Source organism: Pseudoclavibacter sp. RFBB5 (assembly GCF_002931555.1).
Taxonomy (GTDB): domain Bacteria; phylum Actinomycetota; class Actinomycetes; order Actinomycetales; family Microbacteriaceae; genus Pseudoclavibacter.
Genome location: NZ_PSTZ01000006.1, coordinates 1 through 16,321, shown reverse-complemented (window position 1 = coordinate 16,321; position 16,321 = coordinate 1). Strand labels below are relative to the sequence as shown.

At 69.5% G+C, this 16,321-nt stretch carries 20 protein-coding genes; 6 read left to right on the top strand and 14 right to left on the bottom strand.

The genetic code is table 11. From position 1 onward, the window contains the following. Positions 1 to 65: 65 nt before the first annotated feature. Positions 66 to 536, top strand: a complete 471-nt coding sequence (locus C5B97_RS06635) for a MarR family winged helix-turn-helix transcriptional regulator (RefSeq protein WP_104253194.1) — start codon at positions 66 to 68, stop codon at positions 534 to 536. A 42-nt stretch (positions 537 to 578) separates the two neighbouring features. Here the strand turns inward: C5B97_RS06635 and dprA are convergent, their stop codons facing one another. From dprA to C5B97_RS06590, 9 genes are all read right to left on the bottom strand, one after another. Continuing rightward, positions 579 to 1,901 (bottom strand): DNA-processing protein DprA, encoded by a 1,323-nt coding sequence (dprA, locus tag C5B97_RS06630; RefSeq protein ID WP_258068051.1) that lies wholly within the window; start codon positions 1,899 to 1,901, stop codon positions 579 to 581. A 6-nt stretch (positions 1,902 to 1,907) separates the two neighbouring features. Beyond that, positions 1,908 to 3,551, bottom strand: coding sequence for a YifB family Mg chelatase-like AAA ATPase (locus tag C5B97_RS06625; protein WP_104311341.1), 1,644 nt, complete (start codon positions 3,549 to 3,551; stop codon positions 1,908 to 1,910). Beyond that, the gene (locus C5B97_RS06620) at positions 3,548 to 3,907 is read right to left on the bottom strand and encodes a YraN family protein (protein ID WP_104311340.1); all 360 of its coding nucleotides are present in this window, start codon (positions 3,905 to 3,907) and stop codon (positions 3,548 to 3,550) included. The genes C5B97_RS06625 and C5B97_RS06620 overlap by 4 nt, the downstream gene beginning before the upstream one ends. A gap of 241 nt (positions 3,908 to 4,148) precedes the next feature. Beyond that, positions 4,149 to 6,248, bottom strand: coding sequence for a RecQ family ATP-dependent DNA helicase (locus C5B97_RS06615; RefSeq protein WP_219819776.1), 2,100 nt, complete (start codon positions 6,246 to 6,248; stop codon positions 4,149 to 4,151). A gap of 90 nt (positions 6,249 to 6,338) precedes the next feature. Further along, positions 6,339 to 6,662 (bottom strand): DUF2469 family protein, encoded by a 324-nt coding sequence (locus C5B97_RS06610; protein ID WP_068484088.1) that lies wholly within the window; start codon positions 6,660 to 6,662, stop codon positions 6,339 to 6,341. Positions 6,663 to 6,674: 12 nt separating this feature from the next. Next, positions 6,675 to 7,328 carry a ribonuclease HII gene (locus C5B97_RS06605; protein WP_258068050.1) on the bottom strand — a complete coding sequence of 218 codons (654 nt, stop codon included), beginning with the start codon at positions 7,326 to 7,328 and terminating at the stop codon, positions 6,675 to 6,677. Beyond that, complete coding sequence (gene lepB, locus C5B97_RS06600; protein WP_258068049.1) at positions 7,325 to 8,203, bottom strand: signal peptidase I; 879 nt, start codon at positions 8,201 to 8,203, stop codon at positions 7,325 to 7,327. The genes C5B97_RS06605 and lepB overlap by 4 nt, the downstream gene beginning before the upstream one ends. 104 nt (positions 8,204 to 8,307) lie before the next feature. Further along, positions 8,308 to 8,658 (bottom strand): 50S ribosomal protein L19, encoded by a 351-nt coding sequence (gene rplS, locus C5B97_RS06595; protein ID WP_068484112.1) that lies wholly within the window; start codon positions 8,656 to 8,658, stop codon positions 8,308 to 8,310. 161 nt (positions 8,659 to 8,819) lie between these two features. After that, positions 8,820 to 9,395 (bottom strand): hypothetical protein, encoded by a 576-nt coding sequence (locus C5B97_RS06590; protein ID WP_104311337.1) that lies wholly within the window; start codon positions 9,393 to 9,395, stop codon positions 8,820 to 8,822. A gap of 76 nt (positions 9,396 to 9,471) precedes the next feature. Between C5B97_RS06590 and map the strand changes: the two genes are divergently transcribed. After that, complete coding sequence (map, locus tag C5B97_RS06585; RefSeq protein WP_104311336.1) at positions 9,472 to 10,239, top strand: type I methionyl aminopeptidase; 768 nt, start codon at positions 9,472 to 9,474, stop codon at positions 10,237 to 10,239. 10 nt (positions 10,240 to 10,249) lie between these two features. Here the strand turns inward: map and trmD are convergent, their stop codons facing one another. The 5 genes from trmD to C5B97_RS06560 form a co-directional block, all read right to left on the bottom strand. Continuing rightward, complete coding sequence (gene trmD / locus C5B97_RS06580) at positions 10,250 to 11,002, bottom strand: tRNA (guanosine(37)-N1)-methyltransferase TrmD (RefSeq protein WP_104311335.1); 753 nt, start codon at positions 11,000 to 11,002, stop codon at positions 10,250 to 10,252. A 71-nt stretch (positions 11,003 to 11,073) separates the two neighbouring features. After that, complete coding sequence (gene rimM / locus C5B97_RS06575; RefSeq protein ID WP_104311334.1) at positions 11,074 to 11,673, bottom strand: ribosome maturation factor RimM; 600 nt, start codon at positions 11,671 to 11,673, stop codon at positions 11,074 to 11,076. Position 11,674: 1 nt separating this feature from the next. Beyond that, positions 11,675 to 11,905, bottom strand: a complete 231-nt coding sequence (locus C5B97_RS06570; protein WP_068484100.1) for an RNA-binding protein — start codon at positions 11,903 to 11,905, stop codon at positions 11,675 to 11,677. Between the two features lie 2 nt (positions 11,906 to 11,907). Then, complete coding sequence (rpsP, locus tag C5B97_RS06565) at positions 11,908 to 12,324, bottom strand: 30S ribosomal protein S16 (protein WP_104311333.1); 417 nt, start codon at positions 12,322 to 12,324, stop codon at positions 11,908 to 11,910. Positions 12,325 to 12,468: 144 nt separating this feature from the next. Next, complete coding sequence (locus C5B97_RS06560) at positions 12,469 to 12,678, bottom strand: hypothetical protein (RefSeq protein ID WP_104311332.1); 210 nt, start codon at positions 12,676 to 12,678, stop codon at positions 12,469 to 12,471. Positions 12,679 to 12,800: 122 nt separating this feature from the next. Between C5B97_RS06560 and C5B97_RS06555 the strand changes: the two genes are divergently transcribed. The 4 genes from C5B97_RS06555 to C5B97_RS06540 all read left to right on the top strand — a co-directional run. Then, entirely contained in the window at positions 12,801 to 13,904 is a 1,104-nt protein-coding gene (locus C5B97_RS06555; protein WP_104311544.1) for a glutamate--cysteine ligase, read from the top strand. 131 nt (positions 13,905 to 14,035) lie between these two features. Then, complete coding sequence (gene iolC / locus C5B97_RS06550; protein WP_104311331.1) at positions 14,036 to 15,004, top strand: 5-dehydro-2-deoxygluconokinase; 969 nt, start codon at positions 14,036 to 14,038, stop codon at positions 15,002 to 15,004. Next, the gene (locus C5B97_RS06545; protein WP_258068048.1) at positions 14,997 to 15,905 is read left to right on the top strand and encodes a deoxyribose-phosphate aldolase; all 909 of its coding nucleotides are present in this window, start codon (positions 14,997 to 14,999) and stop codon (positions 15,903 to 15,905) included. Before iolC ends, C5B97_RS06545 begins: the two co-directional genes overlap by 8 nt. Positions 15,906 to 15,994: 89 nt before the next feature. Then, a partial coding sequence (locus tag C5B97_RS06540) for an aldehyde dehydrogenase family protein (RefSeq protein ID WP_146080748.1) occupies positions 15,995 to 16,321 on the top strand: 327 nt, incomplete at its 3' end.

Here is a 16,321-nt window from a genome sequence, read left to right as displayed (position 1 = left end):
GGTCGAACCGCCTAAATCCACTAGTAATCAATTTGCTTAGCTAACTTAGCGTTAGGATGGATGTCATGCAATCCGGGGATGAGCGGGGTCGCGCGTTTCCGCGCGTCCATGAGTCGACGGCGCTGCTGCGCGAGATCCTCACGATCTCGGACGAGTACGAGGTGGTCGTCGCGAAGGAACTCGACGTGAATCACACCGATCTGGTCGCCATGCAGCACCTCATCTCGTCGGGTCATCTCACGCCGTCCGACATAGCTCGGAGGCTGGGCATCACGACTGCCGCGGTGACCGTCGTGGTCGATCGGCTCGTGAAGGCGGGGCATGTGCGCCGGGAGCCGAACCCCAGCGACCGTCGCGGTGTGCTCGTCGTGCCCGACGAGGGGTCGACGGCGAAGGCTCGCGGCCTGCTCGCGCCGATGATCATGGACATCGACTCGGTTGCCCAGGAGTTCGATGAAGGCGAGCGCGAGGTCATCGTCCGCTACCTGCAGGGCGTCGTGTCGAGCTACCGCGAGCACCTGCAGCCGCCGCGCTGACCACGACTGCCCAGGGGGCCGGGGGCATCCGACGCCCCGTCATCACCTCGTGTTCGGCGCTTTCACCCATCCGGCGGGCGTCTCGCGAGCGAGCTGATGAATCTCGAGCTCGGCGAGCCCCGCGGCGGTCTCGGCTGTGGTGAGCCCGGCCGAAGAGCCGACGGCGTCGATGCGCTGCGGTCTTGCGACTCGCAGTGCGTCTTTCGCGCGAACGGCGTTGGAGGAGAGTCGCTCGCTGACGTCCGCGACTGAGCCGCGCTCCCCTGGCCACGAAGCGCCGTCCGGCAGCGCCAGCTCAGCAGTCTGGCTCTGTCCGAGCATCTCGACGATGTCGTCGACGGAGGTGATGAGCGTCGCGTCCGTTTCTCGGAGCAGACGATGGCAGCCCACGGATGCCGCGCTCGTGACGGGGCCGGGCACCGCACCGAGTGGTCGTCCGAGTGTGAGCGTGTGGGCGGCCGTGTTGGCGGCACCAGAGCGACGGCCCGCCTCGACCACGACCGTGGCGGAGGCGAGGGCGCTGATGATCCGGTTGCGCTGGAGGAACCTCCACCGGGTGGGCGCCTGGCCGACCGGCAGCTCCGAGACCAGCGCACCCTGCGCGATGATGCGCTCGAGCAGCGCACGGTTGCCCTGCGGGTAGAGCCGATCCGGGCCGCCCGCCAGCACCGCGACCGTCGTGGCGTCTTCCGCGAGCGCGACGCGGTGAGCGACTGCGTCGATGCCGTACGCCCCGCCGGAGACGAGCGCGTAGCCGCGGTTCGCGAGCCCGCTCGCGAGCCGCACGGTGACTTCTTCGCCGTACGTGGTCGAGGCTCGGGCTCCGACGAGGGCCACTGAGGGGGCGAGCTGGCGAAGGGTGTCGACGGAGCCGCGCACCCAGAGCGCGCACGGGGCATGCGGTCCGAGGTCATCGAGCTGCGTCGGCCACTCCGGGTCGCCCGGAAGCACGGCCAGCACCCCGAGTTTCGCGGAGTTCCGCAAGATGGCCAAGGTCCGGTCGATATCGAGGCGATCTCGCCATCGCTCGAGGGCGGAGGCGAGGTCGGCGAGTGGGATCCCCGCCCCGGATCCGCGCTCCCTGGCACGCTGCAGCAGCGCACCCGAGGTGACGGCGTCGAGAGCCGCGACTGGCCCGAGCGCTCCGAGGAGGAGCCCCGCAGTGGCATCGCCTGGTTCGACGGTGCACGACCAGGCGAGCTGCGCGATGCGGGCTCGCACCTCGTCGTCCCTCGTCGCGTCGGTGCCAGGCCTGCTCACCCCCGAGAGCGCCGCGCGCATCTGGTCGACGTCAGGCCGACCGTGACGGGGCCCTTCCGCGGCTGCGGAGGACTGGTGGGTGCCTGGTTCGAACGGTGTGTGCACGGCGAGCTACCCCAGTCTGATTCGGTAGGAGAGTGCCTCCTGGACGTGTTGGAGTTCGGGGCGAGGAACCCCGGCGAGGTCCGCGATCGTCCAGGCGACCCGGAGCACACGGTCGTGCCCGCGCATGGTGACCTGCCCGCGCTCGAGCGCAACCGCGAGCGGCGCGTACGCCTCTCGCGCCGGGCGGTTGGCCGGAGTTCGGAGCCATCGTGAGATGACTCGGGCGTTGATGCTCCAGGGCGTGGCGGCCAGGCGCTGGCGTGCGCGCTCCCTGGCGAGGCGGACCATTTCCCGCGCATCGGCGGTGCTGGTGGTCGATCGTGCTGTGGAGCTGCCGGGTTCTTCGAGCTGCGCCTCATGGTCGACGAGCCGGGCGCGGGCCGCGGAGACCCGCTCGACGCGCAGCTGCAGGTCGATGCGGTCGAGCAGCGGACCGGAGAGGCGAGCGAGGTAGCGTCGAGGTGCGGATGCGTCGCAGCGGCAATCGGCGTCTGGGTCGCCGTGGTTGCCGCAGGGGCAGGGGTTCGCGGCCAGCACGAGCTGCATCTCGGCCGGGTAGGCGGCCCTCCCCTGCGCACGATGGATCTCGATGACGCCGTTCTCGAGTGGCTGCCGCATCGAATCGAGCGTGTGGCGCGAGAACTCCGGCGCCTCGTCGAGGAAGAGCACTCCGCCCGTCGCGAGGGAGATGGCGCCTGGGCGGATCATGCCGCTGCCGCCTCCGAGCAGCGCGACCGTCGAAGCCGTGTGGTGCGGCGCTTCGAACGGCGGCCGGCGGTCGAGGCGCGCTGAGAGCGGAATGCCGCGGAGCGAGCGAACCGCGGCAAGCGTGACGGCCGCCTCAGGTTCGAGATCGGGCAGGATGCCCGGCAGTCGCTCCGCCAGCATGGTCTTGCCTGCGCCTGGTGGCCCGAGCATCAGCAGGTGGTGGCCGCCGGCTGCGGCGATGACGAGGGTGCGCACGGCCGCTTCGTTGCCGACGACGTCGGAGAGGTCGAGCGCCGTGTCCTGCTCGTGCTGCTGCAGGTGCTGGTGCGGGCGGGTGCTGTCGCCTGGCTGCTCTTCCCGTGCGGTGGACCTGGCTGCGGGGCTGGAGGGATACGCCAGCTCCTCCGTGAGGTCGTCGGCGTCCGCGCCGTAGTGCAGCGCGACGGCCCGGAGCGAGGCGACGGCGACCACGCGGATGTCCTCGACGAGCTCCGCCTCGGCTTTCGAGTCTGCCGGCACGACCACGGTGTCGAACCCCGCGGCCCTGGCGGCGGCGACGGCCGGCAGGACGCCGACGACCGCCCTGACCTGCCCCGTCAACGAGAGCTCCCCGATGTGCACGGCCCTGGTCGGCGATTCTGCTGAGATGATGCCCGCCGCGGCCAGGAACGAGACGGCGATCGCGAGGTCGAACCCGGCGCCGTGCTTGCGCAGCGATGCCGGGTACATGTTCGTGATGACTCGGCTGGCCGGCAGCGGGCATCCGGAGCTCTGCAGCGCGGCTCGGACTCGCTCGCGCGCTTCCCCGAGCGAGGTGTCGGGCAGCCCGACGAGCTTGAAGAACGGCAGGCCGGGGCTGATCTGCGTCTCGACCTCGACGAGCTCGCCTCCGAGCCCCTCGAGCGCGATCGCCACCGAGTGGCCGACCGTGCCCTGCGTCACGCGCCGACCCCAGCAACGTGCTCCACATTGGGCGCTCGGTCGTGCGGTGCGACCACCGCGACCACGTCGAGGCGCATCGCGCCGCGCTCATCGGGATGCGCGAGCATCCAGAGCCCCGCGAGTCTCCGCATGCGCGCGAGCTTCACGGGCGTGATCGCCTCGAGCGGATGCCCCGCCGCGGTCGAACGCCTCGCCTTCACCTCCGTGAAGACGATGTACCCGCCCTGCCGCGAGACGATGTCGATCTCGCCCTCCCGACAGCGCCAGTTCCGCTCCACCACGTCGTGGCCGTGCTCCTCCAGGTACGCGGTCGCGAGATTCTCTCCGAGCCGCCCCAGCTGATCCTTGGCACGCATCCGCACCACCTCCCTTGCCGGGAGTCTGACCCGCCACGAGCGTCCGACCAGCGACGAGGAGGGACGGTGTGGACAACCTCTTGCCCACAGTCACGACGTCAGCAGAGTGCGGCACGGCAACGGGGCAGTGGCTTCGGCAGCGTCCCGACGTCCGGGAGACGTCGGCGTCAGAGGGACGCGGTCGCCCCCAGCCCTGCTCGGGGGCACCCGAGAACAAGCCCGGCTGCAGTCGGGCCCCGGCTCAGCCCTTCTGCGCGAGGGCCAGCGGCAGCACGGCGCTCGCCCCGGCGAGACGAAGCTCGCGCGCGCACACCGTCATCGTCCAGCCGCTGTCGACGAAGTCATCGATGAGGAGCACGGGCCCCGCCGGGACCTCAAGCGAGCCTGCCGAGAACCGGCCCTCGACGTTCGAGAGCCGGAACGCGCTGTTCCCTCCAGGCTGACCGGCCGGCCCGCCGCGGACCAGGTCCAGGGAGCCGAGAAGGGGCAGGCGGCCCGCCTCCGCGATGCCTTCGGCAAGCGACGCGCTCAACCTGGGCCTCGAGCGCGATGGGACGAAAGCAACGGCCTGCGGGCGCGCGTCCCACTTCCACTCCGAGAGGATGCGGATGCAGGCCTGCAGGAGCGGCCCCGTCACGGTCGTCTCCGGGCCGGCAGCAGCGAACAGCTCGCGCAGCGGCCCACCCCAGCCGAGGTCGCTGAGCCGCGCGAGCACGCGCCCCTCGGCCGCCTGCTGCTCTTTCGGGATGCGCCCCTTGAGGTCGACGCCGAGGCTAGCCATGCCGCTCGGCCACTGCCGTCGCGGCGCGATGTCCGCGCCGACACGGTCGAGCGCGGCACCGGCCCTCGCCTGCACCGCGGCGTCCGTCGTCGCGTCGAACCAGATGCCCGCGCAGTTGTCGCAGCGCCCGCACGGGGCGGCAGTCGAGTCGTCGAGCTGTCGCTGCAGGAACTCCATGCGGCAGCCCTCGGTGCGCTCGTAGTCGATCATGGCCTGTGCCTCCGCGGACCGAGCCGCGGCGATGCGCGAGTAGCGGTCGCCGTCGTAGTTCCACGCCTGCCCGGTGGAGACCCAGCCGCCCTGCTCGCGCCGCACGGCGCCGTCGACATCGAGCACCTTCAGCAGCAGCTCGAGGCGCGACCGGCGGAGGTCGACCGCAGACTCGAGCGCGACCGTCGACCTGGGCGAACCTCCGAGCGCGCCGAGTACCGCCTGGGCGCGCTCCTCGTCTGGCATGGAGACCGTCGCGAAGTACTCCCAGATGGCACGGTCCTCCTCACCTGGCAGGAGCAGCACGTCGGCGGAGGCGCTTGATCGCCCGGCACGGCCCACCTGCTGGTAGTAGGCCACAGGTGACGACGGTGCGCCGAGGTGCACCACGAAACCCAGGTCGGGTTTGTCGAAGCCCATGCCGAGCGCACTCGTCGCGACGAGCGCCTTGACCTCGTTGCGCTTGAGCGCGCCCTCGAGGCGCTCGCGCTCGTCTGGGTCGGTCTTGCCCGTGTACGCGGGCGCGTGGATGCCCGCCTCGCGGAGCGCCGCTGATGTGTCTTCGGCGCCAGCCACGGTGAGGGTGTAGATGATGCCGGACCCCGGGAGCTCGTCGAGGTGCTGCAGCAGCCAGGCGAGTCGCTCACGGGCGTTGCCGAGCCGCAGCACGCCGAGGCGCAGGCTCGCACGGGCGAGCGGGCCGCGGATGGTCAGGATGCCGCTGCGGCCGAGCTGCTCCTCGATGTCGTGCACCACGCGCTCGTTCGCGGTCGCGGTCGTCGCGAGCACGGGGATGTCGGCGCCCAGACCGGAGATCAGCGACGCGATGCGTCGGTAGTCGGGGCGGAAGTCATGGCCCCAGTCGGAGATGCAGTGCGCCTCGTCGACCACCACGAGGCCTGTGCGTGCCAAGAGCTCGGGCAGTTGCGTGTCTCTGAACTCGGGGTTGTTGAGCCGCTCGGGCGAGACGAGCAGCACGTCGATCTCGTCGGCCGCCAGCTGCTCGCGGATGCTCGCCCACTCGTGCGCGTTCGCCGACGACATCGACACAGCGCGGACCCCCGCCCGGCTCGCGGCCTCCACCTGGTCGCGCATGAGCGCGAGCAGCGGCGAGATGAGGATGGTCGGGCCCGCTCCCCTGGCGCGCAGCATGAGGCTCGCGATGAAGTAGACGGCCGATTTGCCCCAGCCCGTGCGCTGCACGACGAGGACTCGCCTCCGCTCATCGACGATCGCCGAGATCGCCTCGAGCTGCCCGTCGTGGAAGACTGCGTCGTCTCGGCCGACCAGGGCCCGGAGGATCTGGGTTGCGGCGGCCGCGGTGGCCTCGGGAATCGTCGTGTCTGTCACCCCATGAGGCTCCCACGAACCACCGACATCGGCGTTCAGGCGGCGCGTCGCGTCCGCTCGAGCGCGAGTGCCCTCCGGAGCCCGTCCGCGCTACTCGTCGAGTGCGAGCTCCTTGGGGAGCTCGAACTCCTTCGAACCGGTCTCCTCGACGTTGACGTCCTTGAACGTCAGCACTCGAACCTGCTTCACGAAGCGGTCGGAGCGGTAGATGTCCCAGACCCAGACGTCCTTCATCGTGAGCTCGAAGTAGAAGTCGTGCTCGGTGTCGCGCCTGACCAGGTCCACGCTGTTCGCGAGGTAGAAGCGGCGTTCGGTCTCGATCACGTACTTGAACTGCCCCGCGACGTCGCGGTACTCGCGAAACAGGGAGAGCTCCTGCTCGCGCTCGTAATCGTCGAAATTCTCGTCGTCCATGATCCGCCCAGTCTAGGGGGTCGCGGCCCGAAGCCACGTGTGCCGGTGGAGCTCGCTCGGACCCGTCGCCGCGATCGCCGCGAGGTGGGCCGCGCTGCCGTATCCCTTGTTCGACTCCCACAGGTACTCGGGATGCGCTTCCGCAGCCGAGACCATGAGGGCGTCGCGCTCGAGCTTCGCGATCACAGAGGCCGCGGCCACTGAGGTGCAGTCGCGGTCGGCTTTCGGTCGCACCACGACGCGCAGCGGCGTCGAGAGGCACGGAGAGAGCCAGTCGTGCGAGCCGTCCAGCAGCACCACCGCATCCGCGACCGGCACCCCGATCGCGTGCAGCTCGGCGAGGGCCCTCTTGGCGGCCGCCCCGAGGCAGGCCGTGATGCCGCGTTCGTCGATCTCGATGGCGCTCGCGTAGCCGACGCCGACGCCCATCGCCCACGCCTCGATGCCAGCGCGCGCCTCGAGTCGGCGCTTCGCGCTCAGCAGCTTCGAGTCGCGCACGCCAGCGGGCGCCGTGAGCTCGATCCGTCTGACGTCGATGGCACACGCGCCCACCGCGACCGGGCCGGCGATCGCGCCGCGCCCGACCTCGTCGACGCCGATGACGACCGGGGCGGTGAGCAGCAGCTCGCGTTCGAGCTCGAGCGTCGGGTCGACCGGTGGGGTCACTCCTGGTCCGTCCGCTCGGGCACGCGATCGAAGACCTCTGGGTAGTTCCCGAGGAACGTGAATCTGTCGAGCGGCCAGTTGAGCAGGAACGCCTTGCCGACGACGTCGTCGACGGGCACGAAGCCGCCCCCTGGCTCGTCCTGGTGGTAGCGGGAGTCCTCGGAGTTGTAGCGGTTGTCACCCATGACCCACAGGTGGCCTTCCGGCACGGTCACCTCGAACGTCATTCCGGATGCGGCCTGACCGTCCTGGAGCAGCAGGTACGGCTCGCCGATCGGCAGCCCGTTGATGAGCACCTGCCCGTACTCGTTGCAGCAGGAGACGACGTCGCCAGGCAAGCCGATGACACGCTTGATGAGGTGGTTGCTCGTCTCCTCGGGCTTCAACCCGACGAACTCGAGCGCGCCATCGACGGCCGCCTGCGAGCCCGACTTGGCGGGTGGCGTGACCACGGGCAGCCATCCGCCCGGGTCCTCGAACACGACGATGTCGCCGCGCTCGATGCCGACCAGATCTGGGACCAGCAGGTTCACGAGCACTCGGTCCTCGACGACGAGGGTGTCGTTCATCGATGCCGAGGGGATGTAGAAGGGTCGGAGCAGGAACGTCTTGATGAGCATCGACATGACGATCGCGAGGACGGCGACGATGACCAGGTCGCGCGCGAACGAGAGCATGGCCTTGCCGAGACCACGACTGGGCGCCGGAACCGGCTCGTCGTCGGCGATGAGCCCGGTGGCGTGGATGGGCGCGTCTGCGATCGCGGAGGAGCCGAGCCCAGCGGGCCGTGCGGCTCGCCCGAGGCGGTGCCGCCCCTCATGGGGCGGTCTGCCGTGGGATGGGGCGCGGAGGTCGCGCGCACTCGCGTCGCCCATGGCTCCCCCTCGCGGTCGGTCCGCGGTGGCGGAACCCTCAGTCAGTGTGTGGAACGACACGAATGGCTCCCGCGTTGGGGAGCCATTCGCCTACTGCTTGAAGCTTAGTTGTCGCGCTTCTCACGGATCTTCGCAGCCTTGCCACGACGTCCACGCAGGTAGTAGAGCTTCGCGCGACGCACGGCGCCGCGGGAGACGATCTCGATCTTCTCGATGACCGGGGTGTGCACGGGGAACGTGCGCTCGACGCCCACCTGGAAGCTGACCTTGCGGACCGTGAAGGTCTCGCGGACGCCGGCGCCCTGACGTGCGATGACAACACCCTGGAAGACCTGGACGCGCGAGCGCGTGCCTTCGACGATGTTCACGTGCACCTTGACGGTGTCGCCGGGGCGGAAGTCTGGGACATCGCTGCGCAGCGATGCTGCGTCGATGACATCGATAACGTTGGTCATGATTTCGCTCTCTGCAGTCGCCACAGGTCGGCTGCGAAGGTCAGTGAAGAGGTTGGCGTGCATCGCGAAGTGCTCTCGTCCCCTGTGGCAGAGTCGAGCCGCGGCACAAGGATCCAGTAAACCATGCCGACGTTGCCCCCGCAATGCGAGAGCGGGCCAGCTCAGCGGCGTTCGTCGTCCGGTTCGGCGTCGAGCGTGATGATCTTGCCGGCATCCGGCCCGGAGGCGCCCCCGGGCCCCGACGTCGGCGTCCTGTTTCCCGGCGTCCCAGGCGTCCCGGGCATTCCGGGCCCCGCCATCCCCGGCATCGTGCCGAAGAGGCCGAACGGGTTCGCCTGCGGGCCGGCCGCCTGCGCAGCGGCGAGGCGCTCCTGGACCACGGCGGTGAGCCGGCGACGCGCGATGGAGCCTGCGACCACCATCGACAGGAACGCGGCGGCGAGCACCCAGAGGCCCGGCGCATCCGGAACCACGGCGCCGGCCGCCCAGAGCAGCCACGGCACGATGATGAGCGGCAGGTCGCGCGCTGGCAGGGCCCTGCTCTCCCGGATGTCCGGCCGGAGCCAGAAGTTCGCGGAGAGGATGAGCAGCCCCGCGACGGCCGCGAGACCCGCGAAGCCGAAGACGAAGAGGCGCCCAACCGGCGCACCCAGGATGAGCCAGCCCACGAACTGCCAGGCTGCGAGGAAGAGCGCAGCGGGGAGGAGTGCGCGGTAGACGAGACGGCCGATGCCCATGATGCAACGCTACGGGAGGATCCCGAGCGGAGGCAGAGACGTTCGCTCATGGCACGAGCGCCGGTACGATTGGCGGATGATCGAGCTGCGCACCCAGAACGAAATCGAAGAGATGCGACCCGCGGGGCGCTTCGTCGCCGAGGTCCTCAGCGAGCTCTCGCAGAGCGCCGCGGTCGGCACGAACCTCCTCGAGCTCGATGCCAGAGCCCACGAGCTCATCACGAAGCGCGGCGCGAAGAGCTGCTACATCGACTACCACCCCTCCTTCGGCGCCTCGCCGTTCGGCAAGGTCATCTGCACGTCGGTCAACGACGCCGTCCTCCACGGACTCCCGCACGACTACTCGCTCAAGGACGGCGACGTCCTCACGCTCGACTTCGCCGTCGCCGTCGACGGCTGGGTCAGCGACTCGGCGATCACGGTGGTCGTGGGCACGCCCCGCGAGGCCGACCTGCGCCTCATCGACACCACCGAGGTGGCACTCGAGGCGGCCATCGAGGCCGCTCGCCCCGGCAACAAGCTCGGGGACATCTCACACGCCATCGGCCAGGTCGCGAAGAATGCCGGCTACCCGGTCAACGTCGAGTTCGGTGGCCACGGGGTCGGCCGAACCATGCACCAGGAGCCGAGCGTCCCCAACCGCGGACGCGCGAACCGCGGCATGCCGCTCAAGCCGGGCCTCGTGCTGGCACTCGAGCCCTGGCTGCTCGAGACGACGGACAAGCTCGTCCAGGATGCCGACGGCTGGACCCTCCGAAGCGCGGACGGCTCGCGGGGCGCGCACAGCGAGCACACGGTCGTCATCACGGACGGCGACCCGATCATCCTCACCGCGCGCAGCTAGCTGGCGGCGGCTAGCGGAGTTCGGGCGGGAGCAGCTCGGGGCGGACGCGGCGCGTGCGCTCGAGCTGCTGCTCGCGGCGCCACGCGGCGATCTTCGCGTGGTGGCCGCTCAGCAGCACGTCGGGGACCTCGCGGCCTCGCCACAGCGCTGGCTTCGTGTAGCTCGGGTATTCGAGCAGGCCGTCCTCGTGCGACTCCTCGACGAGCGACTCCGGGTTGCCGACGACGCCTGGCACGAGCCGACCGAACGCCTCGATCATGGCGGTCACGGCGACCTCTCCCCCGTTGAGCACGTAGTCGCCGAGGCTGACGAGCTCGACCCTGGCACGCTCGGCGGTGTCGTCGAAGACGCGCTGGTCGATGCCCTCGTAGCGACCGCAGCCGAAGACGATGTGCGGCTCGAGCGCGTAGCGCCTCGCGGTCGCCTGCGTGAAGACCGTCCCGGCTGGCGACGGGAAGACGACAAGCGGTCGAGCATCCGCATCCTCGGCGACGTCGGCGACGGCGAGCTCCGAGGCACCCCGATCGCGCGCAGCATCGTCCAGGATGGCGTCGATCGTCTGCCCCCACGGCTCCGGCTTCATGACCATGCCGGCGCCCCCGCCGTACGGGGTGTCGTCGACCGTGCGGTGCCGGTCGGTCGTCGCATCGCGCAGGTCGTGCACACGAACATCGATGATGCCGTCCTGCCGTGCCTTGCCGAGCAGAGAGACGTCGAGCACCTGGAAGAACTCGGGGAAGATCGTGACGATGTCGACGCGCATGGGCTCCAGCTTAAGCGGATGCGCGCCCGCAGCTGAGTGCGGGCGCGCAGAACGCAGATGAGGGGACGAGGCTATTCGGCGTCAGCCTTGGGCTCGGCGGCGGGCGCCTCTGCTTCGACCTGCGCCTCATCGACCTCTTCGAAGAGGCCGTTGGGCGGGGTGATGCTGACGGTGCCGGCCTCGAGGTCGACCTCGGCGACGATGGCCTTCACGAGTGGGACGAGCACCTCCGCGTCCTCGGTCTTGACGACGAGGAGGTCCTGGGCTGGGAAGTGCTCGACGCGGATGACCTGGCCGACGGACGTGCCGTCGCGCCGCACGTCGAGACCGACGAGCTGGTGGTCGTACCAGGCGTCGTCCTCGAGCTCTTCGGCGTCGTTGGAGTCGACCCAGAGGATGGCCTTCGCGAGGCTCTCCGCGGCCGTTCGGTCGGCGATGCCGACGAAGAAGCCGACGGGGTGCCCGTTGTACCAGCGGAGTTCGTGCAGCTCCAGGCTCTTGCCGTGCCACTCGCTGTCGGTCGGCACCTGGAGGCTGAAGCTCGCGCCCGGCACGAAGCGCCGGTCGGGCTCATCGGTGAAGAGCTCGAGCTTGATGGCACCCTTCAGTCCGTGGGCCTTGGTGAGGCGACCGACACGGAGCTGGGTGATGCCCTTCTTCTTGCCTGCCACCTCAGTCGTCAACTACGTCGACGCGAACTCGGCGGCCGTCGGCAAGCGCGGTCACGACGGTGCGCAGCGCCTTGGCGGTGCGGCCGGAGCGACCGATGACGCGGCCGAGGTCCTCGGAGTGCACGCGCACTTCGAGGACCTCGCCGCGCGCAGCCGTGCTGCGGTCCACGCGGACATCGTCGGGGTGATCGACGATTCCCTTGACGAGATGTTCCAGCGCGGAAGCGAGCATGACTAGGCCTCGACCTCTTCGGTCGCTGCTTCTTCGGTGACCTCTTCGGCGGCCGGAACTGCCTTGGGCTCAGCCTTGGGGCGCAGGACAGGCTTCTTGCCGGCCTCTGCAACGAAGGGGACCTTGCCCTCAGGCGCCTTGACCTGGTTCTCGGTCGAGCCTTCGCCCGTGAACTTGCCCCAGTCGCCCGTGAGCTTGAGGAGCACGACGACGGCCTCGGAGGCCTGTGCGCCGACGCTCAGCCAGTACTGTGCACGCTCCGAGTTGACCTCGATGAACGAGGGGCTCTCGGTGGGGTGGTACTTGCCGATCTCCTCGATGACGCGACCGTCGCGCTTGGTGCGCGAGTCGGCGACGACGATGCGGTAGTAGGGTGCCCGGATCTTGCCCAGGCGCTTCAGACGAATTTTGACAGCCACGTGTCTCCTGATGGTGTGTGTATCGGCGAACGACAGCCGGAGGGCGTGGGGCACACTCGGCAGAGCTCAATGGTGAACCGCGGGCCGGATTAGAGGGTCGAGCCCGCGAGGCTCAACTGCCTAGTTTGGCAGATTCTCGGCCAGTTAGCCAACCGCAGAATCATCGCTCGATGTCCCGCGGCCATCGCGGTCATCGGCCCAGTCGTTCGAGCGTTCCGCTGCGCGCTGTCGGCGCTGGACGAAGAAGAGCACGATGCCGCCGAGGAGCACGAGCAGAACGGCCCCGATGACGTACGGAACGAAGTCCTGCGCACCCGCGGTCGCGAGCTCCGAGAGTGCATCCGAGTAGCGCATGAGGGCCTCCGCTTCGCGGGCGGCGCCTGCCGTCGCCCGACTCCTCCTCCTATCTTGCGGCGGATTCGGAATACCCCGCAATGCAGACACGCCGCGACCACTGGTGCGTCTACGCTTCAACCATGCGTTTCGCCTCATCAGAGCGTTCGACACTCGGCGTCGAATGGGAGCTCGGTATCGTCGACGCTGCGTCGCGCGAGCTGACCGGCATCGCTCCAGAGCTCATCGACCGCCTCGGCGACGAGCGGTTCACGAAGGAGTTCCTGACGAACACCGTCGAGCTCGTGTCGGGGGTGCACCGTTCTGCGGGAGCGGCCGTCGACGAGCTGCGCGACTTGAGGGACTCCCTGCTGACTGCCGCGGACGAGGCTGGTGCGGCGGTCATCGGCTCCGGCACGCATCCGTTCTCGAAGTGGCGCGAGCAGCAGCGCTCCCCCGGTGAGCGCTACCGCATGGTCGCCGAGCGATCCGGGCGCTGGGGCGGGCAGCTCGCGATCTGGGGCGTGCACACCCACATCGGGATCGAGGACTGCCGGAAGGTGCCCGCGGTCATGCGGGCCGCGCTCGCCAACTACCCCCTCATGCTCGCGCTCTCCGCATCGAGCCCGTACTGGCAGGGCGAGGACACGACCTTCAGCTCCCACCGCACGATGATCTTCCAGCAGCTCCCGACGGGTGGCCTCCCGCCGGAGATGGAGACGTGGGAGGACTACGAGCGAGTCGCCCACGACGTGCTCCACACGGGCATCGTCGACGAGGTGCAGGAGCTGCGCTGGGACGTGCGCCCCTCGGCGCAGTGGGGCACGGTGGAGATCCGCATCTCGGACGGGGCGACGAACCTCCGCGAGCTCGGAGCCATGGTCGCGCTCAACCACGTCATCGTCGAGCACGCGTCTCGGGAGCTCGACGCCGGCAGGGACACGGATCGCCTCCCGTCGTGGTTCGTGCGCGAGAACAAATGGCGTGCGGCCCGCTACGGACTCGACGCCATCATCATCGAGGACGCGGACGGCAACGAGCGCCCCGTCACGGAGGTGCTCACCGAGCGCATCGAGGGCGACTACCTGCAGGTCGCGGAGGACCTCGGATGCACGCGGGAGCTCGCCGTGATCGCGGAGATCGTCGAGGGTGGCTCGTCGAGCGACCGGCAGCGTCGCGTGGCGGAGCGGCACGACGGCGCGCTTGTCCCCGTCGTCGACTCGCTCATCGAGGAGCTCAAGGCCTGACGCACGCCGAACGGCGGCCGGAGATCGGGCCGATGAGGGTGGCCGTTCGACTTTGTTACTTTGTCAGGACAATAGGTGTATGCTGACTCTCGTCCTCGTTCACCATCGGACCGAAAGTTGTACAGAGCCGTATGACCACTACAACAGCAACGTCAGCGTTCGACCTCATCACGCTCGGCCGTGTTGGCGTCGACATCTACCCTCTCCAGACCGGTGTCGGGCTCGAGGATGTCTCCACATTCGGGAAGTTCCTCGGCGGCAGTGCGACGAACGTCGCGGTCGCGGGCGCCAAGCACGGCCTGAACTCCGCGGTCATCACCCGCACGGGTGACGACCCCTTCGGCCGCTACATCGTGCGGGAGCTCGAGCGCCTCGGCGTCAGGAGCGACTTCGTGACGAGTGACGACTCGCTCGCCACGCCGGTCACGTTCTGCGAGATCTTCCCGCCTGACGACTTCCCCCTCTACTTCTACCGGCAGCCCAAGGCACCGGATCTCAACATCGAGGCCGAGACGCTCGACCTCGACGCGATCCGCGACGCCAAGATCTTCTGGGCGACCGTCACCGGCCTCTCCGAGGAGCCGAGCCGGGCCGCGCACCACGCCGCATTCGCCGCTCGTGCCCGCCGCGACCACACCATCCTCGACCTCGACTACCGCGCCATGTTCTGGCCGGATGCCGCAACTGCGACGGCCGCGATCGAGCCGATCCTCGCGCAGTCGACGATCGCCATCGGCAACAAGGAGGAGTGCGAGGTCGCCGTCGGTGAGACCGAGCCCCAGCGGGCAGCGGATGCGCTCCTCGAGCGAGGAGTCGACATCGCGGTCGTCAAGCAGGGCCCGCGCGGCGTGCTCGCCAAGACCCGAGAGGGATCCATCGAGGTGCCGACGCACTTCGTCGACGTCATCAACGGCCTCGGAGCCGGCGACAGCTTCGGCGGCGCGTTCTGCAAGGGCCTCATCGCCGGCTGGGACCTCGAGCACATCCTGCGCTTCGCGAACGTCGCCGGGGCCATCGTGGCCTCGCGACTCGAGTGCTCGACCGCCATGCCATCGACGGCGGAGGTCGACGAGATCCTGAAGGAGAACTCCCTTGCCTGAGCAGTACCGGATCCTCGACGAGGCCGCCTTCGAGAAGCTCCGCGACGCACGAGCTGACGGCCCTTCGGCCCTGCGCGAGGCGCTCGCCGGCCGGAAGCGCCGGGCTTCGCTGCTTCCAGAAGACCGCAGGCTCTTCTTCGTGGCGGCCGACCACCCGGCGCGCGGCGCGCTCGGCGTCCGCGACGACGCCATGGCCATGGCCGATCGCTACGACCTGCTCGACCGCCTCGCGCTCGCCCTCTCCCGCCCTGGTGTCGATGGCGTGCTCGGCACGCCCGACATCATCGACGATCTCGCCCTGCTCGGTGCCCTCGACGACAGGCTCATCGTCGGCTCCATGAACCGCGGCGGACTCCGGGGGGCGAGCTTCGAGATGGACGACCGCTTCACCGGGTACGACGTCGACTCGATGGTGCGCGACGGCATCGACTTCGCGAAGACGCTCCTGCGGGTGAACCTCTCCGACGCGGGCACGGTCTCGACGCTCGAGGCCAACGCACGCGCCGTCGACGACGCGGCGGCGGCCTCCCTGCCGATCATGCTCGAGCCGTTCATGAGCGAGTGGAAGGACGGGCGGATCGTCAACGACCTCTCGGCGGACGCCGTCATCACCTCGATCGCCATCGCCTCGGGTCTCGGCAACAGCTCCGGGTCGACCTGGATGAAGCTGCCCGTCGTCCCCGAGATGGAGCGCGTGATGGCGGCGACGACCATGCCGACGCTGCTGCTCGGCGGAGAGCCGAACGGCGACCAGGAAGCGGTCTACGCGAAGTGGGCCGAGGCCCTCGCGCTTCCCGGAGTTCGCGGCCTCGTCGTCGGCCGCACCCTCCTCTATCCCGCAGACGGCGACGTCGCGGCGGCCGTCGACACGGCCGCGCGACTCGTGCATAGCCCGAGCTGAGCTCGGACCGCCGACACCCTCACGTCGCGGCAGCTGCCGCATCCACTCGCGCCGCTCCCAACCCGGTGCATCACAGCGAAGGAAGATCAATGACTGACACTGCTCTGCCCACGATCCAGCACTGGATCGACGGCGCTTACTCGACCACCGCGCCGGCGCGCACCTCGCCGGTCTTCAACCCGGCCCTCGGCACCGCGACGGGCAACGTCGCTCTCGCCGACGACGCCGAGATCAACGCAGCGATCGCCGCGGCGAAGGCCGCGTTCCCCGGCTGGTCCAACACCTCGATCGCGAAGCGCCAGAACATCATCTTCAAGTTCCGTGAGCTGCTGAACGAGCGGAAGCTCGAGCTCGCGAAGATCATCACGTCCGAGCACGGCAAGGTCGTGTCCGACGCGGCCGGTGAGATCCAGCGC

What these genes read in the sequence shown, in the direction of transcription:
- trmD (WP_104311335.1), bottom strand. Translation starts at nt 11,002, where the DNA reads ATGCGCGTCGACATCGTCACGATCTTCCCCGAGTTCTTCCAGGTGCTC.
- rplS (WP_068484112.1), bottom strand. Translation starts at nt 8,658, where the DNA reads ATGACCAACGTTATCGATGTCATCGACGCAGCATCGCTGCGCAGCGAT.
- C5B97_RS06570 (WP_068484100.1), bottom strand. Translation starts at nt 11,905, where the DNA reads ATGCTCGCTTCCGCGCTGGAACATCTCGTCAAGGGAATCGTCGATCAC.
- C5B97_RS06620 (WP_104311340.1), bottom strand. Translation starts at nt 3,907, where the DNA reads ATGCGTGCCAAGGATCAGCTGGGGCGGCTCGGAGAGAATCTCGCGACC.
- iolC (WP_104311331.1), top strand. Translation starts at nt 14,036, where the DNA reads ATGACCACTACAACAGCAACGTCAGCGTTCGACCTCATCACGCTCGGC.
- C5B97_RS06610 (WP_068484088.1), bottom strand. Translation starts at nt 6,662, where the DNA reads ATGGACGACGAGAATTTCGACGATTACGAGCGCGAGCAGGAGCTCTCC.
- C5B97_RS06635 (WP_104253194.1), top strand. Translation starts at nt 66, where the DNA reads ATGCAATCCGGGGATGAGCGGGGTCGCGCGTTTCCGCGCGTCCATGAG.
- C5B97_RS06560 (WP_104311332.1), bottom strand. Translation starts at nt 12,678, where the DNA reads ATGCGCTACTCGGATGCACTCTCGGAGCTCGCGACCGCGGGTGCGCAG.
- map (WP_104311336.1), top strand. Translation starts at nt 9,472, where the DNA reads ATGATCGAGCTGCGCACCCAGAACGAAATCGAAGAGATGCGACCCGCG.
- lepB (WP_258068049.1), bottom strand. Translation starts at nt 8,203, where the DNA reads ATGGGCGACGCGAGTGCGCGCGACCTCCGCGCCCCATCCCACGGCAGA.
- C5B97_RS06555 (WP_104311544.1), top strand. Translation starts at nt 12,801, where the DNA reads ATGCGTTTCGCCTCATCAGAGCGTTCGACACTCGGCGTCGAATGGGAG.
- C5B97_RS06590 (WP_104311337.1), bottom strand. Translation starts at nt 9,395, where the DNA reads ATGGGCATCGGCCGTCTCGTCTACCGCGCACTCCTCCCCGCTGCGCTC.